The sequence below is a fragment of the Nocardioides sediminis genome, from assembly GCF_003047295.1.
GTDB lineage: Bacteria > Actinomycetota > Actinomycetes > Propionibacteriales > Nocardioidaceae > Nocardioides > Nocardioides sediminis.
The window spans coordinates 174,399-198,217 of the sequence record NZ_PZYZ01000004.1; the positions used below are offsets into that span (position 1 = coordinate 174,399).

The window sequence follows — 23,819 nt, forward strand, 5'->3', positions numbered from 1 at the left end:
CCGGGGTCGTGTGCGGTCGACCGGTTCCGGGGCGGGCCGATCGCCCGCCCCGGAACCCAGGAGGACTACTCCTGGATGGCCTTCTCGATCGTCTGGCCGGCCTTCTTGATCGTCGACGCCGGGTCGGCGCCACCGATGACGGCCGCCTCGGCCTTGCCCAGCGGGTCCCAGACCGCCGCCATCTCCGGGATGCTCGGCATGATCTGGCCGTTCTCGGCGCCCGCCGCCGCCACTGCGGCCACGGCCGGGTTGTCGGCCTCGATCTGGCTGAGCGTGTCGACGTTGGCCGGCACGTTCTTGGTGGCCTCGAACAGCGTCGCGCCGACGTCGGCACGCGACCAGTAGTTGGTGACGAACTCCTGCGCGATGGTCTTGTTCTCGCTGCCGCTGGCGACGTACGCGGCGTCGACGGTGATGAACGGGGACGCCGGGTCCATGCCCTCGAAGCCGGGGACGGCAGAGACCTCGTAGTTGACCTTGCTGTCGTCGATCGTGGTCAGCTGCCACGGGCCCTCGATGAGGAACGGCGTCTCGCCCGCGGTGAAGAGGGCGATCGCGTTGTCGGTGTTGACCGAGCGCTTGAGGATGCCCTCGCCCTTCTCGCCCAGCGCGCCGATCTTCTCGTAGGCCTCGATCGAGCCGGGCTTGCCGACGCCGAGGTCGCTCGGGTCGAAGCTGCCGTCGTCGGTCTGGCCGAACATGTAGCCGCCGCCGGAGGTGTAGAGCGGGTTGATGAAGTAGGGGTTGCCCGTGTCGCTGACCGGCCAGGCCAGTGGCTGCTTGGCGTCGCCCGACTGCACCGCCTTCTTCCCGGCCGCGACCATCTCCTCCACCGTCGCGGGCGCTTCGGGGGCGAGGTCGGTGTTCCGGATGAGCACGATGTTGTTCATCGTGTAGGGCATGCCGTAGGTCTGTCCGTCGAAGGTGACCGCGTCGATGGCCAGCGGCTGGAGCGTGGAGGAGACCGACTCGGGGATCTGGATCGGGTCGATGGTGCCGTTCTGCACCAGGTTGCCGATCCAGTCGTGGGCGCCCATGACGACGTCCGGCGCGTCGCCGGCCTGGGCGGCGGTCACGAAGTTGGCCTGCAGCTGGTCCCCAGGGAGGACCTCGACGGTGACGTCGACGCCGTTCTCCTCACCGAATGCCTCGCCGAGGTCGGTGATCGGCTGCTCGCCGGGGCCGGTGCCGATCCAGATCAGCAGCTCGCCGCCGCTCGCCGCCGGCGAGTCGCCGCCGCTGTCCTCGGACTCACCCTCGCTGTCGGACCCGCCTCCGCAGGCACTGAGGACGAGACCGGCGGCCAGCAGGCCCGCCGCGGCCCTGATCGTGCGGACTCTTGTGTGCATGGGTGGAGCTCCTTCGCGCATGTCGCGGATGAGGGGTGGAATCGCCTTGCGCCAGGGCCTCGGACCCTGCTAAAACGATTTGGCAGGAGTTAACCGTGTGACCTACATCACGTCAAGAGGGACGAGGTGTCAACTCGGACACGACGCGGAGAGGACGGTCGATGAGGGGAGCCGGGAGGCAGCGTGTGCGACTGCGCGACGTCGCCGACAAGGCCGGCGTCTCCCCCACCACGGCCTCCTTCGTGCTCAGCGGCAGGGACATGCGGGTCTCGGAGGAGACCCGCCAGCGCGTGCTGCGCACGGCCCGCGAGCTGGACTACCGCCCCAACCTCGCGGCCCGCAGCCTGCGCACCCGCGACAGCCGCACCATCGGGCTGGTCGCCGACACCATCGCCACCGGCCACTACGGCGGGGAGCTCATCCGCGGCAGCCTGAGGGCGGCCCTGCGGAGCGGGCACCGGCTGCTGGTCTGCGAGTCCGAGGGCGACCCTGGCCTGCAGACCGCCCTGATCGAGGACCTCGTCGCGCGCCAGGTCGCGGGCCTGGTCGTCGCGACCAGCTCCCACGACCGGGTGGCGACCCCACGGGGCGTCGGGGGGCAGCCCGTCGTGCTGCTCAACTGCCGCAGCGACGCGTCGTACCCCTCGATCGTGCCCGACGAGGTGGCCGGCGGCCGTGCGGCAGCCGGGCTGATCGTCGCGGCGGAGCACCGGGAGGGGATCTGGCTGGTGGGGGAGACCCCCACCCGGTCGCTGCCGGGCACCGCACGCCTGGCCGGCATCGAGGCCACGCTCGCCGACGCCGGCCTCGTGATCGAGGAGCAGCTGTCGTGCCCCTGGTGGCCCGAGGGCGCGTACGACGTGATGGCCGATGCCCTTGCCCGCGGGGGCCGCCCGCGCGCCGTCCTGTGCCTCAACGACCGGATCGCCTTCGGCGTCTACCAGGCCCTCGGCGAGGCCGGGCTGGAGGTGCCCCGTGACGTCTCGGTGGTGTCCTTCGACGACTCCGAGCTCGCCAGCTGGCTGCGGCCGCGCCTGACGAGCATCGCCCTGCCGGAGTTCGAGATGGGTCGGCTCGCCGTGGAGTCGCTGCTCGGCACCGAGCCACCCCCCGCCGAGCAGCTCGTCCCCATGCCGGTGCGCGTCCGGGACTCGGTCGCTCCACCGGTGGCGTGACACCTCGGGGCGGGACGGTGTGACCCAGACCACGTGAGACTCCGGTGCCGGAGGGTGCTCCGCGTGTACGTTGACGCCGTCGACCCGACAGGAGGCATCACGTGCGCATCGGCATTCCCCGGGAGTCCCGCGAGGGCGAGACGTTGGTCGCCGCCACGCCGACCACGGCCGGACAGCTGCAGGCCCTCGGTTACGAGGTGGTGGTCGAGCGTGGCGCCGGCACCGCGGCGGACCAGCCCGACGCCGCGTTCGAGGCCGCCGGGATCCGGGTCACCGACGCCGACGAGGTCTGGTCGAGCGACGTCGTGGTCAAGGTCAACGCCCCGAACCCCGACGAGATCTGGCGCCTGCGCGCGGGTACCACCGTCGTCTCCCTGATGGCTCCGGCGCGCAGCCCCAAGCTCATCGAGCAGCTCCAGGCCCAGAAGGTCACCGGGTTGGCGATGGACGCCGTCCCCCGCATCTCGCGCGCCCAGGCGATGGACGTGCTGTCCTCGATGGCCAACGTGGCCGGCTACCGCGCGGTGATCGAGGCCGCGCACGCGTTCGGCCGCCAGTTCACCGGCCAGGTGACCGCCGCCGGCAAGGTGCCGCCCGCCCGGGTCTTCGTGGTCGGCGCCGGCGTCGCCGGCCTGGCCGCGATCGGGGCCGCCGGGTCGATGGGCGCGGTCGTCCGTGCCTTCGACGTCCGTCCCGAGGTGGCCGAGCAGGTCGAGTCGATGGGCGCCGAGTTCGTCACCGTCGACATGGAGCAGGAGGTCTCCTCCGACGGCTACGCCAAGGAGATGACCGCCGAGCAGGAGGCGGCCACCGCCGCGATGTACGACGAGGAGGCGCGCAACGCCGACATCGTCATCACCACCGCCCTCATCCCCGGCCGCCCCGCGCCTCGGCTGATCACCGCGGAGACCGTGGCCGGGATGCGCACCGGCTCGGTGATCGTCGACATGGCCGCGGCCAACGGCGGCAACGTCGAGCTCACCCGGGCCGACGAGGAGGTCGTCACCGACAACCTCGTCACGATCCTGGGCTACACCGACCTCGCCGGCCGGCTCGCCGCGCAGACCAGCCAGCTCTACGGCACCAACGTCGTCAACCTCTTCAAGCTCCTCACCCCCGGCAAGGACGGCGAGCTCGTCCTCGACCTCGATGACGTCGTGGTCCGCGGCATCACCGTCGCCCGGGACGGCGAGTCGATGTGGCCGCCTCCGCCGGTGCAGGTCAGCGCCGCGCCAGCGGCCCCTGCCGTCGCGCCACCTGCCCCGGTCGACGGGAAGGAGGTGGTGGCCAAGCCGCCGCCCGACCCGCGCCGCAAGTGGTACGCCGCCGGCCTCGCGGCCGTGCTGTTCGCCCTCGTCGCGGCGTACTCACCGCCCGACTTCCTCGGCCACTTCACGGTCTTCGCGCTGGCGGTGTTCGTGGGCTACTACGTCATCTCCAACGTGGCCCACGCGCTGCACACGCCACTCATGAGCGAGACCAACGCCATCTCCGGGATCATCATCGTCGGCGGCATCCTGCAGGTCGGCAGCGACAACCTCGCCGTCACCGTGCTGGCCCTGGTGGCCGTGCTCGTGGCCAGCATCAACATCTTCGGTGGCTTCCTGGTGACGCTGCGCATGCTCGAGATGTTCAGGAAGGACTGACCGTGACCGACCTCCTGACCTCCGACCGGCTGCCCGGCCTCATCCAGGCGGCGTACATCATCGCCGGCATCTGCTTCATCGGCGCGCTGGCCGGGCTGTCCAAGCACGAGACGGCCAAGCGCGGCAACCTGCTCGGCATGGCCGGCATGGGCCTGGCCCTGCTCGCCACCCTCGTCCTGGCGGCGCGCAACAGCCAGTACGGCGACCAGCGCCCCCTCGGCGTGACGCTCGGCCTGATCCTGGTGGCGATGGCCGTCGGCGGGGCCATCGGCGCGTGGCGGGCCCGGACCGTCGAGATGACCGGCATGCCCGAGCTGGTCGCGATGCTGCACAGCTTCGTGGGCGTCGCCGCCGTGCTCGTCGGCTACAACTCCTGGATCGAGCTGCACACCGACGGCGGGTCCGACGCCGTCCACGACGTCGAGGTCTTCGTGGGCGTCTTCATCGGCGCGGTGACCTTCACCGGCTCGATCGTGGCATGGGCCAAGCTGAGCGCGCGGATGAGCTCGAGCCCGCTCATGCTGCCGGGCCGCCACCTGCTCAACCTGGCGATCCTCGTCGTCTCCACCGCGCTGGCGGTGTGGTTCGTGGTCGACGACGGCGACACGGCGCTGGTGCCGCTGCTCGTGATGACCGTGCTCGCGCTGGTGCTGGGCTTCCACCTCGTCGCCGCCATCGGCGGGGGCGACATGCCGGTGGTGGTGTCGATGCTCAACTCCTACTCGGGGTGGGCCGCGGCCGCGGCCGGCTTCATGCTGAGCAACGACCTGCTGATCATCACCGGCTCCCTGGTGGGCTCCTCCGGTGCCATCCTCAGCTACATCATGTGCAAGGCCATGAACCGCTCGTTCGTCAGCGTCATCGCGGGAGGTTTCGGCTCCGACGGCGGCGTCAGCGGCGAGGAGCGCGACTACGGGGAGCACCGCGAGATCACCGCCGAGGAGACCGCCGAGCTGCTGTCCTCCGCGCGGTCGGTGGTCATCACGCCGGGATACGGCATGGCCGTGGCCCAGGCGCAGTACCCGGTGGCGGAGATGACCAAGCGGCTCCGGGAGAAGGGCGTGGACGTCCGCTTCGGCATCCACCCGGTGGCGGGCCGGCTTCCCGGCCACATGAACGTGCTGCTCGCGGAGGCGCGGGTGCCCTACGACATCGTGCTCGAGATGGACGAGATCAACGGCGACTTCCCCGAGACCGACGTGGTCCTCGTGATCGGCGCCAACGACACCGTCAACCCGGCCGCCGAGGAGCCCGGCTCGCCCATCGCGGGCATGCCCGTCCTGGAGGTCTGGAACGCCAAGGACGTCGTGGTCTTCAAGCGGTCGATGGCCACCGGCTACGCCGGCGTGCAGAACCCGCTGTTCTTCCGGGACAACTCGCGGATGCTCTTCGGCGACGCCAAGGAGCGGGTCGACGACATCGTGCGGGCGCTCGACCGCGTCTCCTCGCACGCCTGAGGGTGCCGGGCACTCCGACGACGCGGGCGACCGGTGAGTCGACGTTTGCGCGCCGCCACCTCAGGGGACCATCGCGCCATGACGTCGATCCCCTCCGACCCCCGGGCCGGTCATGACGCCGGAGAACAGCGCGAGCCGGCAGGCCCTGCGCCGACCGAGCGCGTGACCCGGCCGATCCCCCCGCCCCCCTCGCCGCTGGACCAGCCCAGCCGCCATCGCGCCCTCCTCGAGGAGATCACCGAGACCGTCCGCCGCCGCCTCGAGGAGGCGGCAGGCGCCGACGCGTCGGCCCGTGCCGACCTGGCTGCCCGAGCGCCGGGAGCCACCGGCGAGAGCGGCGACGGCGCGGTGCGTGTGACGGTCGACCGCAAGGGGCTCATCGAGCGGGTCGACTACGCGTCGGCGGCGTCCGGCATGACCCCCGACGAGCTGCGCGGAGCCACGTTCGAGGCCCTCGACGAGGCCAAGGCACGCCTCGGAGGTCGCCGGGTCTCGGCCGGCGCCGTCGCTGCGCTCCACGACCGCACCGTTCCCCAGACCATCCTCCACGTCGCCCAGGGAGGCACCCCGTGAACCAGATGAGCGTCCAGTCCAGCGAGCTCTCCACCTGCGCGTCCTCCGTGCAGGACGTGATCGGCACGGTCAGCGCGCTGCAGGCCAACGCCTCGCAGCTGACGGCCATGTCGCCGACCGCGTTCGGCCTGCTGTGCTCCTTCTTCACCCCGCCCAGCGTCATGGTCGGCACGGTCTGCCAGTCGTCGATGCAGCAGGTCGCCGCCGCGCTGGCCCACCACGTCGCCGGCCTCCAGGAGACCGCCAAGGACTTCGAGGAGTCCGACGCCCGGGTCGCCGAGCGGCACAACTCGCTCAAGGGACGCCTCGCATGACCGACGTGGACGTGCCCACCGCCGGCGACGTGCTGGTGCCGACGACCTATCGCAAGGTGGCCGAGGAGGACTACTCCGGCCTCTTCCAGTGGAACCCCGGCTTCGACGAAGGGGTCAAGGCCGGCCAGCAGTTCGCCGCCGGCGACTGGGCCGCCGGGATCATCTCGCTGGCCGGTTCCGGGGCCGAGCTCGCCTCGCTCGCGCTCGACCCGTTCGGGACGCTCGCCTCCAGCGTCGCCGGCTTCCTCCTCGACTACATGCCGCCCCTGCCGTCCATGCTCGACGCGCTGGCCGGCAACCCCCACCTGGTGGAGTCCATCGGGACCGCCTGGAAGCAGGTGGCCGACGAGATGGAGGACGCCGCCGCGGACCTCAACGCGGCTGTCGAGCGGGTCCTCCAGTCGTGGACCGGCAAGGCGGCCGAGGCCTACCGGGTCGTCGCCACGGGCATGGTCGACCTGATGTACAAGGCGGCCTACGTCTACCGGTGCACCGGCGACGGCATGTACCTCGCGAGCGGTGTCGTCGAGGCCGTGCGAGGACTGACCAAGGAGATCATCGCCGACCTGGTCGGTCGTCTGATCGTGTACGCCGCCGAGGTCACCGGAACGCTGGGGCTGGCCGCGCCGGCGGTCATCCCGCAGGCGTGCGGAGCCATCGCCGACGTGGTGACCGATGCGTCCAAGCTGGCGCGCGTCCTGAAGGAGGCGATGACGCTCGGCGTAGGGTCCATCGACGAGATCGTGGACGCGGTCAACAAGCTGTTGGTGCTGCTCGGGCAGGTCGCCGAGGGCATCATCCAGGGTCGCGACGCAGGGAAGGACTGATCACGGTGGAGCAGCCCCTCATCACCCACGTCACCGCCGACAACCTCGATGAGGTCATCGCACAGAACGAACGGCGCGCCGCCGAGTCCAAGGCCGCCGCAAGGGCGGTGCTGGACATCCGGGCCGTGGGTCGTTCGGACCGAGGGCTCGTGACGGTCGTGGTCGACGGATCTGCGCTGGTCGTCGACCTCGAGTTCGCGCAAGGAGCCGGCGCTGTTCCCTCGGCACTCGGTGGCGCGGTCAAGCAGGCTCATGACCGGGCCGTGCTCGAGTGGCGCCGCCAGGTGCACCAGGTGGCCCACGACCACCTGCCGCACCAGGCGGACATCGCCGCCGACATGGCGCGGGCCGCCGACGCCGAGGTGCCCGGCCGCGTCGAGCACGACGAGGACGACACTCGCTGATGGCAGCAACCCCCCTCAACGTCATCGCCTTCGTGGTGGCCCTGGTGCTCGTCGTCGCCGGTGGTGTCTGGTTCCTGCGCCGGACCGACGACAGCGATTCCGACCGGCAGGTCGCACGGTCGGGGGCTGAGGTCGAAGCGGCTCGCGACGACGTCGAGACGGCGGCCGGTGCCCGCGGGTGGACCGCCACCCGCCACCCGTCGTCCGAACCGTTGCCGCAGGACAGGGCGCCGCGTCGGGCCGAGCCCCAGGAGTGCGAGTTCCTCGTGGTGGGCTCGCGCCCGCGACCCTTCCGGGCCGCCACCTGGCGCATGGCGCACCGCAACGCCGGCGCGGTCGCCACGTCACCGTTCCTGCAGCACCGGGTGAGCGTCGACCTGGCTCGGGACCTTCCCGACTTCGCCGTCTCAGGCGTGGAGAACTGGCGGCTGATGCTCGCCAGCATCCCCGACTCGTTGGTCGGGCACCCGCGGGTCGTCGCCGGACTGGACGTCTATGGCGACGACCGAGGAGCGGCCGCTGCGCTGGCCACGTTGGCCGAGGAGGTCCGGGCGGCGCAGGTGTGGATCGTGGTGTCCGGTCACACCCTCGTCCTCGTGCGCGAGGGGGAGCTGGACGCGACCGGACTGGCGGCGCGCCTCGAGCTGGCCGATCGCGCCGCCAGCCTCCTGGAGGGCTGAGGTCCGGACTCAGTCGGTCGGCAGCGCGTCGCCGGTCTCGACGTCGAACGCGTGCAGGCGACCGGGCTCGATGCTGAACCAGACCTTGGTGCCCTTGGCCGGGACCGAGCGCGGCGCGACGCGCGCGACGACGTGGTCGGCACGCAGGTCGTCACCGATGAGGTTGCCGTAGAGGAAGGCGTCCGAGCCGAGCTCCTCGATGACGAGGGCCTCGACCGGGAAGGACGCGGCGTCCTCGGCGGACGAGGGCACGAGCGCCTCGGGGCGGAAGCCGAGCTGCACCCGGTCGGTGGTGAGCGCGCCCACCGTGGAGCGGGGGAGGGGCACCCGGGCCTCGCCGATGAGGGCCTGCCCGTCCTCGACGCGGAACGTGCCCAGGTTCATCGCCGGCGAGCCGATGAAGCCAGCGACGAACGCGTTCTTCGGCTTGTCGTAGAGGCCCAGCGGGGTGTCGACCTGCTGCAGCAGGCCGTCCTTGAGGACGGCGACCCGGTCTCCCATGGTCATCGCCTCGACCTGGTCGTGGGTGACGTAGACGGTGGTGATGTCGAGCCGGCGCTGCAGCGAGGCGATCTGCGTGCGGGTGGAGACCCGCAGCTTGGCGTCGAGGTTGGACAGCGGCTCGTCCATGCAGAAGACCTGCGGCTGCCGGACGATTGCGCGACCCATGGCGACCCGCTGGCGCTGGCCACCGGAGAGCGCCTTGGGCTTGCGCCCGAGGTAGGGCTCGAGGTCGAGGATCCTGGCGGCCTCCAGCACGCGGGCGTCGATGTCGGACTTGCTGACGCCCGCGATCTTGAGTGCGAACCCCATGTTCTCCGCGACGCTCATGTGCGGGTAGAGCGCGTAGTTCTGGAACACCATCGCGATGTCGCGGTCCTTGGGACGCAGGTGCGTGATGTCGCGGTCGCCGATGAGGATGCGGCCGCTGGTGACGTCCTCGAGGCCCGCGAGCATGCGCAGGCTCGTGGACTTGCCGCAACCCGAGGGGCCGACGAGGACGAGGAACTCGCCCTCGGCGATCTCGAGCTCGAGGGCGTCCACGGCGGGGGAGTCGCTGCCGGGGTAGATGCGGGTGGCCCGGTCGAAGGTGACGCTGGTCGACATGCTGGTTCCTTATCCCTTGGTACCACCGGCGGTCAGGCCGGCGACGAGGTGCTTCTGCGCGAAGAAGAAGACGATGGCGGCCGGGATCAGGATGAGCACCGATCCGGCGGTGAGCAGGTGCCACTGGGGGTTGAACTGCGGGACGAACTGCTGCAGGCCCGCGCCCAGGGTGAGGTTGTCCCGGGTCTGCATGAAGGCGATCGCGTAGGCGACCTCCCCCCAGGCGGTGAGGAAGGTGTAGAAGGCGGTCACGGCCAGCCCCGGTCGGGCGAGGGGCAGGATCACCCGGTAGAAGGTGCCGAACGGACCCAGTCCGTCCAGTGCCGCCGCCTCGTCGAGCTCCTGGGGGATGGTGTCGAAGTAGCCGCGCAGCATCCAGGCGCAGAAGGGCACTGCGACCGTGCAGTAGGCGATGATCAGCGAGGCCTTGGTGTTGATGAGGCCGGCGTTGGCCATGATCGTGTAGATCGGCACGATGAGGATCGCCACCGGAAACATCTGGGTGATGAGGAAGACCCACATCAGCCCCCGCTTGCCGGCGAAGTTGAAGCGGCTCAGCGCGTAGCCGGCCGTCGCCGACATCGTGATGCCGATGACCATCGTGAAGGCCGCGACGACGACCGAGTTGAGGAACCACGTCGGGAACGGGGTGTCGAAGAGCACGGCGCGGTAGTTGTCCAGCGTCGGGCTGTCGATCAGCGTGATCTCGCTGGTCTGGATGCGGTTGGCCGGCTTGAACGAGCTGAGCAGGATCCACAGCACCGGGAACAGCGCGACGAGCGTGGCGAGCACCAGCGTGCCGTGCAGCGCGATGCTGGCGAGCCGGGACCGGTCCTCGCGTCCGCGGACCCTGCCGGGACGGACGTCGGAGGCGGTGGCGCCGGTGGTGTCGGCGGGGTCGAGGGCCCCTGCGGGAAGCAGCCGGGTCATCAGAACACCTCTCCCTGGGCCTTGAGCGTGCGCCGGTAGACGGAGGCGAAGACCATCAGCAGCGACAGGATGAGGACGCCGTACGTCGCGGCGAGGGAGTAGTTGCGGACCCCCTCGAACGCAGCGCGGTAGGCGCCGGTCACCAGGATCTCGCTCTGGCCCGCGGGCTCGCCGCCGGTGACGAAGTAGATGATCGGGAACATGTTGAAGGTCCAGATGGTGCCGAGCAGGATCACCGTCGAGCTGACCGGGCGCAGCCCCGGGAGGGTGACGTTGCGGAAGCGCTGCCAGGGGGTGGCGCCGTCCATCTCGGCCGCCTCGTGGAGGTCGGCGGGGATCGACTGCAGCCCGCCGAGGATGGCGACCATCATGAAGGGCACGCCCAGCCACACGTTGGTGCAGATGGCCGCGAACAGCGCGGTCCAGCGGTGGTTGAACCACTCGACGGGATCGACACCCAGGTTGACGAGGGCTTGGTTGATGAGGCCGAAGCGGGGGTTGAAGAGGAACTTCCACCCGAAGGCGGCCACGAAGGCCGGCACGGCCCACGGCACGATGAGCAGGACGCGGTAGAGGCTCCGACCGCGCATCTTGCGGTTGAGCATCACCGCGAGACCGAGCCCGAGGCCGTAGTGCAGCGAGACGCACGCCAGCGTCCAGGCCAGCGTGTTGGTGAACTGGAGCCAGAAGCTGCCCCGTGCGCCGGTGAGCAGGTCGACGTAGTTGTCCAGCCCGACGAACTCGGCGCTGTCGGGGTTGTCCCTGCACTCCTCACCGCCGCCGAGGGTCTTGGTGCAGATGACGTCCTGGGCGTTGGACTCGGTGAGGTCGGTGAAGGACTGGAAGATGCCCTGGACGAGCGGGTACATCACCAGCACGCCCAGCACGAGGACGGTCGGCAGGACCATCGCCCACGCGTACCAGTTGCGGTCGAAGGACCGCCGCAGCCGTCCGTCCTGCTTGCCGGGCGGTTGTTCCACGGGCGCCTCGGCCACGGCCAACGCTTGGCTCATCTCGCGAGCTCCTGATCTCTGGGTCCTGCTGGTACGTGCTGCCGGGGCGGGCGCCGGGCGACTGCCCGGCGCCCACCCCGGCGTATCTCACTGCGCGGCGTAGTCGGGGACGACGTCGCTCTTGAACTTGGCCGCGGCCTCGTCCATCGACTTCTGCACGTCGGCGCCCTGGATGAGCACCTTCGTCGCCATCTCGTCGAGCGGCGCGAAGAACAGGCCACCCTCGGGGATCCACGGACGCGCCTTGCTCACGTCGAGCGCGGGCTTCCAGGCGGCCACCCGCTCGTTGTCGCCGAGCTGGTCGTAGGCGTCGGCGTTGGCCGGGAGGACACCGAGCTCCTCGGCGGCGAAGGCCTGGGACTCGGCCGAGGCCATGAAGTTGACGAACGCGATGGCCGCGTCGGCCTTGGCCTCGTCCATGCCGCTGTAGATCACGTAGTTGTGACCGCCGACCGGAGCGCCGGCGCCGTCGGAGCCGGCCGGGACCGGGGCGACGCCGAGGTTCTCGAAGCCACCGAAGTTGGGGTCGTCGGAGATGGCAGCGGTCTCCCACGGGCCGTTGACGATCATGCCGACCTTGCCCTCCTTGAAGAGGGTCATCATCGTGCCGTAGGAGTCGTTGGCGTCCGGCTTGACCGCGGCACCCGACTTCACCAGGTCCTGGGCGGTCTTGATGCCCGCGACGGACTCGGGGGAGCCGACCTCGATGGTCTCGGCCTCGGTGTCGAGCAGGTCACCGCCCTCGCCGTAGATGAAGGGCAGCAGGAAGTAGCCGCCGTTGTTGATGTACAGACCGTCGACGTCGGCCTTGGTCTTGAGCGCCTCGGCCGCCTCGCCGACCTCTTCCCAGGTGGTCGGCGCCTCGTCGATGCCGGCCTTCTCGAAGAGCTCCTTGTTGTACATCAGGCCCAGCGTGTCGGTGACCTGCGGGACGCCGTAGGTCTTGCCGTCGTACACGTTGGAGGACAGCGGGGTCTCGAGGAAGTTGTTGTCCTCGAGCAGGGCCGTGCCGTCCAGGGCGTAGAGGTGGCCAGCCGCCGCGAACTCCGGCACCCAGGCGACCTCGGCGCGCATGATGTCGGGTGCGCCGGAGCCGGCCTCGGCCGCGGTCTTGAACTTGTTCTGCGCGTCGCCGAAGGGGACCGACTCGTAGTTGATCGTGACGTTCGGGTACTCCTCGTTGAACTTCTCGATGAGTGCCTCGTAGGTCGGGCCTTCGTTGGTGGGGTCGGAGGTGTCCCACCAGGTCAGCTCGGCCTCGAGCGACGATGCGTCGGTCTCGCCGGAGGTGGTCGAGTCGGTGGTGCTGTCGCTCTCCGAGCCGCCGCCACAGGCGGCGAGGACGAGAGCGAGCGCGGCGGTGCCGGCGAGGCCGGGCAGCGTGCGGCGCATGTGTGCTCCTTGCGGTCATGTCACGAAGATTTCAGCTTCTGTGACGAGGGTCACCGGAAGATAGCAAGAAACTTGCAAATCGTGAAAGCAGTTGCAGAAGTGTTGCAAACCGGCATGATGTGACCATGCCCACCCTCGCCGAGATCGCTGCGGAGGCCGGTGTCAGCGAGGCGACGGTCTCTCGCGTGCTCAACTCCAAGCCCGGGGTGAGCGACTCCGCCCGCCAGTCCGTTGTGGTCGCGCTCGACGTCCTCGGCTACGAGCGGCCCCAGCAGCTGCGCCAGCGCAGCGCGGGGCTGGTCGGCCTGGTCGTGCCCGAGCTGGAGAACCCGATCTTCCCGGCCTTCGCCCAGGTCATCGGCGACGGCCTGGCGCGGCGCCGCTTCACGCCGGTCCTGTGCACGCAGTCCCCCGGCGGCATCTCCGAGGACGAGTACGTCGAGGGGCTCCTGGACCACGGTGTGGCGGGCATCGTCTTCGTCTCGGGCAAGCACGCCGACCGGGGCGCCGACCACGACCGCTACCGCTCCCTGATCGAGCGCGGCATGCCGGTCGTCTTCCTCAACGGGTACGTCGAGGGGCTGGCCGCCCCGTTCTTCTCCACCGACGACCGGGCCGCCATCCGGATCGCGGTGTCCCACCTGGTCCAGCTCGGCCACCGCACCATCGGCCTGGCCATCGGCCCCGCGCGCTTCGTGCCGTCGCACAACAAGCGCGAGGGTTTCGTCCAGGCGCTGGGCGACGAGCTCGGGCTGGCCGACGCCGACGCGCGCGGCTGGATCGCCGAGGGGCTCTTCACCGTCGAGGGCGGGGCCGCCGCCGCCCGCGCGCTGATCGACCGGGGCGCGACGGCGATCGTGTGCGGCTCCGACATGATGGCGATGGGCGCCGTGCGGGCCGCGCGGGACGCCGGCCTCTCGGTGCCCGGCGACGTGTCCGTGGTCGGCTTCGACGACTCCCGCCTGCTGCCGTTCCTCGACCCGCCGCTGACGACCCTGCGGCAGCCGGTGGCCGAGATGGCCATGCAGGCGGTCGACACGCTGTGCTCGGCGATCGCCGGGCAGCCCCTGCCCAGCCACGACTACCTCTTCAAGCCGGAGCTGGTGCTTCGTGCCTCCACCGGGCCGGCACCTGCCTGAGACCCCGGCCGATCAGTTGATCTGGGTGTCGAAGAGCCCCCCGATGAGGTAGGTGATCGCCATGGCCAGGATCCCGCCGAGCACGAGCCGGGTCACGGCACGAGCCGGCGAGCTGCCCCCGAGGCGCGCGCTGACGTAGCCGGTGAGCGCCAACGCCGCCACCACGGCGCCACCCATCACCCAGACACGGATGTCGCCGGGAGCGAGCACGATGGTCAGCAGCGGCAGCAGGGCGCCCAGGGAGAAGGCGACCATCGAGGCCCAGGCGGCGTGCCACGGGTTGGTGAACTCGTCGTGCTTGATCCCCAGCTCGGCCTCGGCGTGTGCGGCGAGCGCGTCGTGGGCGGTCAGCTCGACTGCGACCTTGAGGGCGAGGTCCTCGCTGAGACCCTTCTGCCGGTAGAGGTCGGCGAGCTCGGCCAGCTCCTCCTCCGGCTCCTCCGCCAGCTCGCGGGTCTCCTTGGCGATGAGCGCCTTCTCGGAGTCGCGCTGGGTGCTGACCGAGACGTACTCACCGGCCGCCATGCTGATCGCGCCGGCGACCAGGCCTGCCACGCCGGCCACCAGGATCGCGCCGGAGTCGTCGGTGGCACCTGCGACACCCGCGACCAGGCCGGCCGTGGAGACGATCCCGTCGTTGGCGCCCAGCACCCCGGCCCGCAGCCAGTTGAGGCGGGTGGCGAAGCTCCCGGCGTGGGGCTCGTCGTCGTGGGGTCCGATCTCGAGGTCGCTGGCGTCGGGGCGCATGCGCCCATCGTCCGCGCTCGGCTGCCCGCGCCGCAACGAAGGTGAGGCTGCATTGCCTAGCCGAGCGGGAAGGTCGCGACCACCTCGTGCCGCGGTCGGCGTCGCGGGCCCTCGCCGAGGTACGACGCCACGAGCGCGACCTCGTCCACGGTCCAGGTCGGTCCGACGTAGGCGTCCAGGAGCCGGACCCAGCGGCTGACGTTGGCCGGCCGGCCGAGGCGGGCGAGGGTGAGGTGCGCCCGGAAGCGCTGGCCGTCGACCACGGCCCCCGCGGTGCTCGCTGCCGCCCGCGCGCCCCGGGACAGGGCGTCGAAGTCCCCCTCCAGCCCTGCCCACAGCACCTTGGCCCGGTCCGGGTGCGGGAAGGCGCCGCCGCCGACGACCCGGCTGGTGAAGGCCCGCTGCCGTCCGGCGGTCGCCTCGAGCCGCTCGGCCAGCTCGTCGAGCGACCGGTCGGGCACGTCCTCCAGGAAGGCCAGCGTCACGTGCCACTGGTCGGCGGACGCCCACCGGAAGGGAGCGGCCTCACGGCGTACGGACAGGAAGTCGTCGAGGTCCTCCACCGCGGCCGGTGGAGGGACCACCGCGACGAACATCCGGGTCATCTCAGAAGCCGAGGTCGCGCCCGATCAGCATCTTCATGATCTCGTTGGAGCCGGCCCAGATCTTGCTGACGCGTGCGTCGCGCCAGGCGCGGGCGACGCGGTACTCGTTCATGTAGCCGTAGCCGCCGTGCAGCTGGACGCAGTGGTCGAGGACCTCGTTCTGCACCTGGGAGGTCCACCACTTGGCCTTCGCCGCGTCGACGGCGGTCAGCTCGCCGCGGGTGTGCTTGAGCACGCACTGGTCGACGTACGCCTGCGTCACCTCGACCTGGGTGACCAGCTCGGCCATCAGGAACGCGTTGTGCTGGAAGCTGCCGATCGGCTGGCCGAACGCCTGGCGGTCCTTGGCGTACTGGATGGTCTCCTCGAGGATCTGCGCCGCGTGGGCGAGGTTGGTGACCGCCGAGCCGAGCCGCTCCTGCGGGAGGAACTGCATCATCGAGATGAAGCCGGTGTCCAGGGGGCCGATGAGGTCGTCGTTGCTGACCCGGACGTTCTCGAAGGCGAGCTCGGCGGTGTCGGACTCGTCCTGGCCGACCTTGTCGAGCACCCGGCCGACGGAGAAGCCCTCGAGCGAGGTGTCGACGCCGAACAGGCTGATGCCCTTGGCCTTCTTCTCCGGGCTGGTGCGGGCCGCCACCACGACCAGGTCGGCGCTGCCGCCGTTGGTGATGAAGGTCTTGGACCCGTTGATGATCCAGTCGTCGCCGTCCCGGACCGCGGTGGTCTTGAGGTTGGCGAGGTCGGAGCCGCCACCGGGCTCGGTCATGCCGATGGCGGTGAGCAGCTCACCGGAGCAGAACCTCGGCAGCCAGCGCTCCTTCTGCTCCTCGGTGGTGAGGTGCACGAGGTACGGCGCCACGATGTCGGCGTGGATGCCCACGCACGAGGGCAGGGTCATGTTGACCTTGGCGAGCTCCTCGGTGAGGACGGCGTTGAAGCGGTAGTCGCCCGCCTCGGAGCCGCCGTACTGCTCGGGGATCTCGAGGCCGAGGAAGCCCTGCTTGCCGGCGGCCAGCCAGAACTCGCGGCTCAGGCCGTGGCCCTCGGCGTACTCGTCGAGGTGGGGCACCACCTCGCGGTCCAGGAACTCCTTGACCGAGGCGCGGAAGGCCTCGTGGTCCTCGTCGTAGATGTCGCGCGTCATGACCACATGTTACCCGCGGGTCACTACGCCCGGATGGGGACGAAGGTCACAGCCGGTCGAGGTCGACGACCTGGTCGCGCGGGGGAGCGGTGAGCGTGACGTCCTCGTCGTGGTCGGACATCCGGAAGCTGCCCGGCGCCTCCCCGCCGGCCGACTCGACGCGCAGCACCACGTGCGGGGACTCCAGGGCCACCCACGTCACGGTGGTCTCCTGGCGCTTCTTCGTGATCACCTCGACGGCGTCGACGCCCTCGACCTCGCCGACCTCCCCCACGGTCGTGACCTCCTTGTCCGCACCGGTCGCACGGCGGTCGCTGCGGAACTCGCGCATGAAGTCGTCGATGTCGCACAACGTGCCGAACCCCGGGGCGGACCGGGGGAGCACCGCCCACTTGTCGCCGATGGTGGAGACGACCTGCTGGGCCGCCTGCGCCGACCCGGCGTTGTCCTGCCAGAACGCGCGGTCACCCCGGACGTACGTCGTGCCGTCGACCGTGCGGTAGCTGAACGTGGCCCGGCTCATCGTGATCTCGCCCGAGCAGTCGCCGCGCGACGTCAGGATCAGGTCCATCGAGAGCTTGTCCCTGCCGCGGGTGGACGCGCCGGTGAGGCGGACGGACTCCAGCGCCTTCATGTCGCGCACGACGACGCGCTCCATCTCGCGCTCGCCCAGGTCGGCGAAACCGTCGCCGGGCTCGGAGCAGCCCGCCACGAGGACGACAGGCATCGTGACGAGTGCCGCGACCACGGCGCGGCGTGTGCGTGCTACCACTGGAGATCCCCCTGATCGGACGCGGCGGCCAGCATCAGACCATGCACCCGCAGGGGTGCGCAGGAGAACGGGCAGAACGGCCGCCGGGCCACAATGACACCGCGGACCCTCGGAGCGGCTACGCTTTGAACGATCCAACTACCTCAGGAGCACCGTGCAGATCTGGCCAGGAACGCCCTACCCGCTCGGTGCCACCTTCGACGGCAGCGGCACCAACTTCGCCCTCTTCAGCGAGGCCGCCGAGCGCGTCGAGCTCTGCCTCTTCGAGGTGGGCCCCCGCGGCAAGGTGACCGAGACCCGTGTCGAGGTCACCGAGGTGGACGCCTACGTGTGGCACTGCTACCTCCCGACCGTGCAGCCGGGACAGCGCTACGGCTACCGCGTCCACGGTCCGTGGGACCCGGCCAACGGTCTGCGCTGCAACCCCAACAAGCTGCTCCTCGACCCCTACGCCAAGGCGACCAGCGGCGAGATCGACTGGGACCAGTCGCTGTTCGGCTACGACTTCGGCGACCCCGACTCGCGCAACGACGACGACTCCGCCGCGCACATGACGCACGGCGTCGTCATCAACCCGTTCTTCGACTGGGAGGGCGACCGCCGCCTCAACATCCCCTACAACGAGTCCTTCATCTACGAGGCGCACGTCAAGGGGCTCACCCAGCTGCACCCCGACGTGCCCGAGGACCAGCGCGGCACCTACGCCGGCCTCGCCCACCCGGCGATCACCGACCACCTCACCAAGCTCGGCGTGACCGCCATCGAGCTCATGCCGGTGCACCAGTTCGTCCAGGACTCCACGCTGCTCGACCAGGGCCTGCGCAACTACTGGGGCTACAACACCCTCGGCTTCTTCGCGCCGCACGCCGACTACGCCTCGAGCGTGGAGGGCCAGCAGGTCCAGGAGTTCAAGTCGATGGTCAAGGCGATGCACGCCGCGGGCATCGAGGTCATCCTCGACGTGGTCTACAACCACACCGCCGAGGGCAACCACCTCGGCCCGACGCTCAGCTTCAAGGGCATCGACAACCCGGCCTACTACCGGCTCGTCGAGGACGACCAGCGCTACTACATGGACTACACGGGCACCGGCAACAGCCTCAACGTGCGCCACCCGCACTCGGTCCAGCTGATCATGGACTCGCTGCGCTACTGGGTCACCGAGATGCACGTCGACGGGTTCCGGTTCGACCTCGCAGCCACCCTGGCCCGCGAGTTCTACGACGTGGACAAGCTCTCCACCTTCTTCGAGATGGTGCAGCAGGACCCGGTGGTGAGCCAGGTCAAGCTGATCGCCGAGCCCTGGGACATCGGGCCCGGTGGCTACCAGGTCGGTGGCTTCCCGCCCCAGTGGACCGAGTGGAACGGCGCCTATCGCGACACCGTGCGGGACTTCTGGCGCGGCGAGCCGTCGCTGGGCGAGTTCGCCTCGCGGCTCTCCGGCTCGTCCGACCTCTACGAGCACTCGGGTCGGCGTCCCTTCGCCAGCATCAACTTCGTCACCGCCCACGACGGCTTCACCCTGCGCGACCTCGTCTCCTACAACGAGAAGCACAACGAGGCCAACGGCGAGGACAACAACGACGGCGAGAGCCACAACCGGTCGTGGAACCACGGCGTCGAGGGCCCGACCGACGACCCGGAGATCCTCGAGGCCCGCGCCCGCGAGCAGCGCAACTTCATCGCCACGCTGCTGCTCAGCCAGGGCGTGCCGATGCTGCTCCACGGCGACGAGCTCAGCCGCACCCAGGACGGCAACAACAACACCTACGCCCAGGACAGCGAGATCAGCTGGGTCCACTGGGACCGCGCCGACAAGCCGCTGATCGAGTTCACCGCAGCCGTCGCCAAGCTGCGCGCCAGCCACCCGACGTTCCGGCGCAAGCGGTTCTTCACCGGCAACACCGTGCGCACTGGTGACGGCCAGCGCCTCAACGACATCGTCTGGCTCTCCCTGGACGGCAGCCCGATGGAGGACGACGGCTGGGAGGGCGGCGCGCAGGCCATCGGCATGTACCTCAACGGCGACGGCATCGCCGGCAAGGACGCCCGCGGCGGCACGATCACCGACGACCACTTCCTGCTCTACTTCAACGCCGACGGGCCGGCCGACGTGACGCTCCCGTCGGACGAGTACGCCGGCGCGTGGGACGTGGTCATCGACACCGGCGGCACGGCCGACACCTCGAAGCCGTTGTTCGCGGGATCGACCTTCCACCTCGAGACCCACAGCCTCGTGGTGCTGCGCGAGCACGCCGAGGTCGAGGCGGAGCCGGACCACTCGGTCGCCGCGTCGCTGGCCTCGCTGGTCGAGGCGAGCAGCGTGGAGAGCACGCCCGCCGCCGACCAGCGGCACCAGCACGACCAGGACTGACCAGCAGCCACCGAGGGGGACCATGCGCACGCCCGTCAGCACCTACCGGCTCCAGATCACCGAGGACTTCGACCTCCACGAGGCGGCGCACGTGCTGCCCTACCTGCACGAGCTGGGCGTGGACTGGGTCTACCTCTCGCCGCTGCTGGCCGCCGAGGCGCACAGCAACCACGGGTACGACGTCTCCGACCACGGCCGCATCGACGCGGCCCGTGGCGGGGTGGCCGGGCTCTCGGCGGTGTCGGCCGAGGCCCACCGGCTGGGGATGGGCGTGCTGGTCGACATCGTGCCCAACCACGTGGGCGTCGCGAGCGCGAGCGACAACGCGTGGTGGTGGTCGGTGCTGACCCACGGGCAGGCCTCCGACTACGCCGAGGCGTTCGACATCGACTGGGCGGCCGGCGGCGGCCGGCTGCGCATCCCGGTCGTCGGCGACGACGACCTGCGCGAGGACCCTTCGACGGGCTCAGGACAGCGCGTGACCATCGACCACCTCGTGGTGGAGGCCGGCCAGCTGCGCTACCACGACCACGCGTTCCCGCTGGCCCCCGGCAGCGCGGACGACATGGAGGAGCTCGGACTCACCGCGCAGGACGTCCACGCCCGCCAGCACTACGAGCTCGTGTCCTGGCGGACGGCCGACGCCGGACTCAACTACCGCCGCTTCTTCGCCGTCAACAGCCTGGCCGCGATCCGCGTCGAGGACCGCGAGTGGTTCGACCGCTCGCACGACGAGATCGCCCGCTGGTTCAGCGAGGGCCTCGTGGACGGCCTGCGCGTCGACCACCCCGACGGCCTGCGCGACCCCGAGGGCTACCTCCGCGACCTCGCCGAGCTCACCGGCGACGCCTACGTCCTGGTCGAGAAGATCCTCGAGCCCGGCGAGGTGCTGCCCACCGAGTGGCCCACCGCCGGCACGACGGGGTACGACGCGATGGCCCTGGTCGACCGGGTGCTCACCGACCCGGTGGCGGCCGAGGCCCTCGGCGCGCTCGACGAGCGGCTGCGCGGCGGACCCGTCGACTGGGCGCAGATGGTGCACGACAACAAGCGGGCCGTCGCCGACGGGATCCTGCGGTCCGAGGTGCTGCGCATCGGCCGCGAGCTGCGGGTGGCCCTGAGCCGTTCCGTGACCGACGTGCCGGTCGACGTCGACGACGCCGTCGCCGAGCTGCTGGCGTGCTTCCCGGTCTACCGCTCCTACCTGCCCGGGGGGCGCGAGCACCTCGACGAGGCGTTCGCCCTCGCGCGCACGCACCGCCCCGACCTCGCAGCCACCCTGGACCTGCTGCTCCCGGTGCTGTCCGACCCGGCCCAGCCGCCGGCGCTGCGCTTCCAGCAGACCTCCGGGATGGTGATGGCCAAGGGGGTCGAGGACTGCTCCTTCTACCGCTGGTCGCGGCTCACCTCGCTCAACGAGGTCGGCGCCGACCCGTCGGTCTTCTCGATCACCGCCGACCAGTGGCACGAGGCGATGGCCGCCCGCCAGCGCGAGTGGCCGCACGCCATGACCTCGCTCTCCACCCACGACACCAAGCGGGGCGAGGACGTGCGCGCCCGCATCACCGCGCTCGCCGAGGTCCCCGAGCTCTGGGAGCGCGCGCTGGACCGCCTGCTCGAGCTCGTCCCGCTGCCCGACCCGGGGTTCGGCAACCTGCTGTGGCAGGCCGTCGTCGGCGCGTGGCCGGCGCGCGGGCTCGACGCCGACTGGCGCGAGCGCCTGCACGGGTACGCCGAGAAGGCGATGCGCGAGGCCGGCGACCGCACGCAGTGGACCGCGCCCGACGAGGCCTACGAGGCCGCCGTGCACGCGGCGGTCGACGCGGCCTTCGACCGGCCCGAGGTCCGGGCCGTGGTCGACGAGGTGCTCGCCGCGGTCGCGGACGCCGGCTGGGGCAACGCGCTGGCCGCCAAGCTCGTCGCCCTCACCATGCCGGGCGTCCCGGACGTCTACCAGGGCAGCGAGCTGTGGGAGCAGTCCCTCGTCGACCCCGACAACCGGCGACCCGTCGACTACGACGTACGCCGCGAGCTCCTCGACGCGGTGCAGCACGGCGACCGCCCGTCCCTGACCGGGGGCGTGGACGACCCCGGCGCGGCCAAGCTGCTGGTCACCCGGGCCGGCCTGCTGGCCCGGCGCGACCAGTCAGGCCTCTTCGACTCCTACGCGCCGCTGGCCGCGGAGGGGGAGGCCGCCGGGCACGTCCTCGCCTTCGACCGGGGCGGGGCGATCACGGTGGTGACCCGGCTCCCGCTCGGCCTCGCCGCCCGCGGCGGCTGGGGCGCGACGACGCTCGCGCTCCCCGCCGGCGAGTGGACCGACGCGATCTCCGGCCACGTCTTCACCGGCGACGTGCCGCTCGCCGACCTGCTCGGCGACCTCCCGGTCGCCCTGCTCACCCGCAGCGTCGCGCCGCTCGACCCCGTCCACGGCCGCTTCGACGTCTGGGCCCCCCGGGCGAGGTCGCTGACCCTCCAGGTCGGGGACGACCGCGTGCCGATGACCCGGCGCACCGACGACTGGTGGACCCCCGCGGGTCCCGTGCCGAGCGGCGAGGTCGACTACGGCTACCTCGTCGACGGCTCCGACACGGCCCTGCCCGACCCGCGCTCGCGCCGCCAGCCCCACGGCGTGCACGGGCTCTCGCGGACCTTCGACCCGGACGCCCACCAGTGGGGCGACGAGGCGTGGACCGGCCGCCAGCTCGCCGGCTCGGTGATCTACGAGATGCACGTCGGCACGTTCACGCCCGAGGGCACCTTCGACGCCGCGCTGGGCCGGCTCCACCACCTGCGCTCCATCGGCGTCGACCTCGTCGAGCTGCTGCCGGTCAACGCCTTCAACGGCACCCACAACTGGGGCTACGACGGGGTGCTGTGGTCGGCCGTCCACGAGCAGTACGGCGGCCCCGCGGCCTACCAGCGCTTCGTCGACGGCTGCCACGCCGCCGGCATCGGCGTGATCCAGGACGTCGTGCACAACCACCTCGGACCGTCGGGCAACTACCTGCCCGTGTTCGGCCCCTACCTCAAGGCGGGCGTCAACACCTGGGGCGACCTGGTCAACCTGGACGGCGAGGGCAGCCACGAGGTCCGTCGCTACATCCTCGACAGCGTGCGGATGTGGTTCGCCGACATGCACGTCGACGGGCTGCGGCTGGACGCCGTGCACGCACTGTCCGACGACTCGCCCACCCACCTGCTCGAGGAGATGGCGGTCGAGGTGGCGGCGCTGTCGGCCCACCTGCGGCGCCCGCTGACACTCATCGCCGAGTCCGACCTCAACGACCCGCACCTCGTCACGCCGCGGGAGGCCGGGGGTCACGGCCTCGACGCCCAGTGGAGCGACGACTTCCACCACGCGGTGCACGTGGCGCTGACCGGCGAGACCGACGGCTACTACGCCGACTTCGAGCCGCTGTCCGCGCTCGCCAAGGTGCTCACGCGCGGCTTCTTCCACGACGGCACGTTCAGCTCGTTCCGGAACCGCCCCCACGGGGTTCCGTTCGACGTCGAGCGGATGCCCGCGTGGCGTCTCGTGGTGGCCAGCCAGAACCACGACCAGATCGGCAACCGCGCCCGCGGCGACCGGATCACCGAGGCGCTCGACGACGACCAGCTCGCCTGCGCCGCGCTGCTCACGCTGGCCTCGCCGTTCACCCCGATGCTCTTCCAGGGGGAGGAGTGGGCGGCCTCCACGCCGTTCGCCTTCTTCACCTCCCACCCCGAGCCGGAGCTGGGGCTCGCCACCGCCCAGGGGCGGCTCGCGGAGTTCGAGCGGATGGGCTGGGACCCCGCGGTCGTGCCCGACCCGCAGGACCCGGCGACCTTCGAGAGGTCGCGGCTGGACTGGGACGAGGTCGGGACCGGCCGGCACGCGGTGCTCCTCGACGTCTACCGCCGGCTCGGTGCGCTCCGGCGCGAGCTGCCCGAGCTCACCGACCCGGACCTGCGCCGCGTGGACGTGGACGTCGACGAGGACGCCCGCGCCCTGGTGATGCGGCGCGGCGCCGTGACCGTCGCCGTCAACCTCGGTGAGGGCACCGCGACGCTGGAGCTCCCGGGCGAGCACGAGGTGCTCTTCACGACGCCTGCCGGCGCCTCGCTGGTCGCGGGCGGGGTGGACCTCCCGGGACACGCGGGCGTGCTGCTGCGTCGTACGCGCTGA

20 protein-coding genes are annotated in these 23,819 nt (G+C 71.0%); 11 read left to right on the top strand and 9 right to left on the bottom strand.

Annotated elements, in window-relative coordinates:
- Positions 1-65 precede the first annotated feature (65 nt).
- Positions 66-1,349 carry a sugar ABC transporter substrate-binding protein gene (locus DAI17_RS11555; RefSeq protein ID WP_107773073.1) on the bottom strand — a complete coding sequence of 428 codons (1,284 nt, stop codon included), beginning with the start codon at positions 1,347-1,349 and terminating at the stop codon, positions 66-68.
- A gap of 161 nt (positions 1,350-1,510) precedes the next feature.
- Here DAI17_RS11555 and DAI17_RS11560 point away from each other — a divergent pair, with 161 nt between their 5' ends.
- The 8 genes from DAI17_RS11560 (at position 1,511) to DAI17_RS11595 (ending at position 8,425) form a co-directional block, all read left to right on the top strand.
- Positions 1,511-2,524 (top strand): LacI family DNA-binding transcriptional regulator, encoded by a 1,014-nt coding sequence (locus DAI17_RS11560; protein WP_107773074.1) that lies wholly within the window; start codon positions 1,511-1,513, stop codon positions 2,522-2,524.
- A 101-nt stretch (positions 2,525-2,625) separates the two neighbouring features.
- The gene (locus tag DAI17_RS11565; protein WP_107773075.1) at positions 2,626-4,170 is read left to right on the top strand and encodes a Re/Si-specific NAD(P)(+) transhydrogenase subunit alpha; all 1,545 of its coding nucleotides are present in this window, start codon (positions 2,626-2,628) and stop codon (positions 4,168-4,170) included.
- Entirely contained in the window at positions 4,167-5,627 is a 1,461-nt protein-coding gene (gene pntB / locus DAI17_RS11570; protein WP_199905098.1) for a Re/Si-specific NAD(P)(+) transhydrogenase subunit beta, read from the top strand. Before DAI17_RS11565 ends, pntB begins: the two co-directional genes overlap by 4 nt.
- Positions 5,628-5,705: 78 nt before the next feature.
- Entirely contained in the window at positions 5,706-6,200 is a 495-nt protein-coding gene (locus DAI17_RS11575; RefSeq protein ID WP_159081493.1) for a hypothetical protein, read from the top strand.
- Complete coding sequence (locus DAI17_RS11580) at positions 6,197-6,514, top strand: type VII secretion target (protein WP_107773077.1); 318 nt, start codon at positions 6,197-6,199, stop codon at positions 6,512-6,514. The genes DAI17_RS11575 and DAI17_RS11580 overlap by 4 nt, the downstream gene beginning before the upstream one ends.
- On the top strand, positions 6,511-7,341 hold the full coding sequence (locus tag DAI17_RS11585) for a WXG100 family type VII secretion target (RefSeq protein WP_107773078.1): 831 nt from the start codon (positions 6,511-6,513) through the stop codon (positions 7,339-7,341). The genes DAI17_RS11580 and DAI17_RS11585 overlap by 4 nt, the downstream gene beginning before the upstream one ends.
- Positions 7,342-7,346: 5 nt before the next feature.
- Entirely contained in the window at positions 7,347-7,745 is a 399-nt protein-coding gene (locus DAI17_RS11590; protein WP_107773079.1) for a hypothetical protein, read from the top strand.
- Positions 7,745-8,425: a hypothetical protein gene (locus tag DAI17_RS11595; protein ID WP_107773080.1), complete on the top strand. Its 681-nt coding sequence runs from the start codon at positions 7,745-7,747 to the stop codon at positions 8,423-8,425. The genes DAI17_RS11590 and DAI17_RS11595 overlap by 1 nt, the downstream gene beginning before the upstream one ends.
- 9 nt (positions 8,426-8,434) lie before the next feature.
- Here DAI17_RS11595 and DAI17_RS11600 read toward each other — a convergent pair whose 3' ends face one another.
- From DAI17_RS11600 to DAI17_RS11615, 4 genes are all read right to left on the bottom strand, one after another.
- Positions 8,435-9,532, bottom strand: coding sequence for an ABC transporter ATP-binding protein (locus DAI17_RS11600; RefSeq protein ID WP_107773081.1), 1,098 nt, complete (start codon positions 9,530-9,532; stop codon positions 8,435-8,437).
- Between the two features lie 9 nt (positions 9,533-9,541).
- Entirely contained in the window at positions 9,542-10,462 is a 921-nt protein-coding gene (locus DAI17_RS11605; RefSeq protein ID WP_107773082.1) for a sugar ABC transporter permease, read from the bottom strand.
- Complete coding sequence (locus DAI17_RS11610; RefSeq protein WP_199905081.1) at positions 10,462-11,475, bottom strand: carbohydrate ABC transporter permease; 1,014 nt, start codon at positions 11,473-11,475, stop codon at positions 10,462-10,464. The genes DAI17_RS11605 and DAI17_RS11610 overlap by 1 nt, the downstream gene beginning before the upstream one ends.
- A gap of 87 nt (positions 11,476-11,562) precedes the next feature.
- A complete protein-coding gene (locus DAI17_RS11615) occupies positions 11,563-12,867 on the bottom strand; it encodes an extracellular solute-binding protein (protein ID WP_107773083.1) in 1,305 nt (434 codons plus the stop codon).
- Between the two features lie 119 nt (positions 12,868-12,986).
- Here DAI17_RS11615 and DAI17_RS11620 point away from each other — a divergent pair, with 119 nt between their 5' ends.
- Positions 12,987-14,006, top strand: a complete 1,020-nt coding sequence (locus tag DAI17_RS11620) for a LacI family DNA-binding transcriptional regulator (protein ID WP_407669726.1) — start codon at positions 12,987-12,989, stop codon at positions 14,004-14,006.
- Positions 14,007-14,018: 12 nt separating this feature from the next.
- Here DAI17_RS11620 and DAI17_RS11625 read toward each other — a convergent pair whose 3' ends face one another.
- Genes DAI17_RS11625 through DAI17_RS11640 form a run of 4 tightly spaced genes read right to left on the bottom strand, consistent with a single transcriptional unit; the run spans position 14,019 to position 17,232 of the window.
- Positions 14,019-14,753: a VIT1/CCC1 transporter family protein gene (locus DAI17_RS11625; protein ID WP_107773085.1), complete on the bottom strand. Its 735-nt coding sequence runs from the start codon at positions 14,751-14,753 to the stop codon at positions 14,019-14,021.
- Between the two features lie 56 nt (positions 14,754-14,809).
- Positions 14,810-15,358, bottom strand: coding sequence for an RNA 2',3'-cyclic phosphodiesterase (gene thpR / locus DAI17_RS11630; protein ID WP_107773086.1), 549 nt, complete (start codon positions 15,356-15,358; stop codon positions 14,810-14,812).
- Between the two features lies 1 nt (position 15,359).
- The gene (locus tag DAI17_RS11635) at positions 15,360-16,505 is read right to left on the bottom strand and encodes an acyl-CoA dehydrogenase family protein (RefSeq protein ID WP_107773339.1); all 1,146 of its coding nucleotides are present in this window, start codon (positions 16,503-16,505) and stop codon (positions 15,360-15,362) included.
- A 46-nt stretch (positions 16,506-16,551) separates the two neighbouring features.
- Positions 16,552-17,232, bottom strand: coding sequence for a hypothetical protein (locus DAI17_RS11640; protein WP_159081494.1), 681 nt, complete (start codon positions 17,230-17,232; stop codon positions 16,552-16,554).
- A 199-nt stretch (positions 17,233-17,431) separates the two neighbouring features.
- Between DAI17_RS11640 and glgX the strand changes: the two genes are divergently transcribed.
- Positions 17,432-19,651 carry a glycogen debranching protein GlgX gene (glgX, locus tag DAI17_RS11645; RefSeq protein WP_107773088.1) on the top strand — a complete coding sequence of 740 codons (2,220 nt, stop codon included), beginning with the start codon at positions 17,432-17,434 and terminating at the stop codon, positions 19,649-19,651.
- A gap of 22 nt (positions 19,652-19,673) precedes the next feature.
- Positions 19,674-23,819, top strand: coding sequence for a malto-oligosyltrehalose synthase (gene treY / locus DAI17_RS21545; RefSeq protein ID WP_234412459.1), 4,146 nt, complete (start codon positions 19,674-19,676; stop codon positions 23,817-23,819).

Coding starts and splice junctions, on each gene's coding strand:
- DAI17_RS11595 (WP_107773080.1), top strand. CDS start 7,745: ATGGCAGCAACCCCCCTCAACGTCATCGCCTTCGTGGTGGCCCTGGTG.
- treY (WP_234412459.1), top strand. CDS start 19,674: ATGCGCACGCCCGTCAGCACCTACCGGCTCCAGATCACCGAGGACTTC.
- DAI17_RS11635 (WP_107773339.1), bottom strand. CDS start 16,505: ATGACGCGCGACATCTACGACGAGGACCACGAGGCCTTCCGCGCCTCG.
- DAI17_RS11560 (WP_107773074.1), top strand. CDS start 1,511: ATGAGGGGAGCCGGGAGGCAGCGTGTGCGACTGCGCGACGTCGCCGAC.
- DAI17_RS11575 (WP_159081493.1), top strand. CDS start 5,706: ATGACGTCGATCCCCTCCGACCCCCGGGCCGGTCATGACGCCGGAGAA.
- DAI17_RS11585 (WP_107773078.1), top strand. CDS start 6,511: ATGACCGACGTGGACGTGCCCACCGCCGGCGACGTGCTGGTGCCGACG.
- DAI17_RS11610 (WP_199905081.1), bottom strand. CDS start 11,475: ATGAGCCAAGCGTTGGCCGTGGCCGAGGCGCCCGTGGAACAACCGCCC.
- DAI17_RS11640 (WP_159081494.1), bottom strand. CDS start 17,232: ATGCCTGTCGTCCTCGTGGCGGGCTGCTCCGAGCCCGGCGACGGTTTC.
- thpR (WP_107773086.1), bottom strand. CDS start 15,358: ATGACCCGGATGTTCGTCGCGGTGGTCCCTCCACCGGCCGCGGTGGAG.
- DAI17_RS11600 (WP_107773081.1), bottom strand. CDS start 9,532: ATGTCGACCAGCGTCACCTTCGACCGGGCCACCCGCATCTACCCCGGC.
- DAI17_RS11615 (WP_107773083.1), bottom strand. CDS start 12,867: ATGCGCCGCACGCTGCCCGGCCTCGCCGGCACCGCCGCGCTCGCTCTC.
- DAI17_RS11605 (WP_107773082.1), bottom strand. CDS start 10,462: ATGACCCGGCTGCTTCCCGCAGGGGCCCTCGACCCCGCCGACACCACC.
- DAI17_RS11555 (WP_107773073.1), bottom strand. CDS start 1,349: ATGCACACAAGAGTCCGCACGATCAGGGCCGCGGCGGGCCTGCTGGCC.
- DAI17_RS11625 (WP_107773085.1), bottom strand. CDS start 14,753: ATGCGCCCCGACGCCAGCGACCTCGAGATCGGACCCCACGACGACGAG.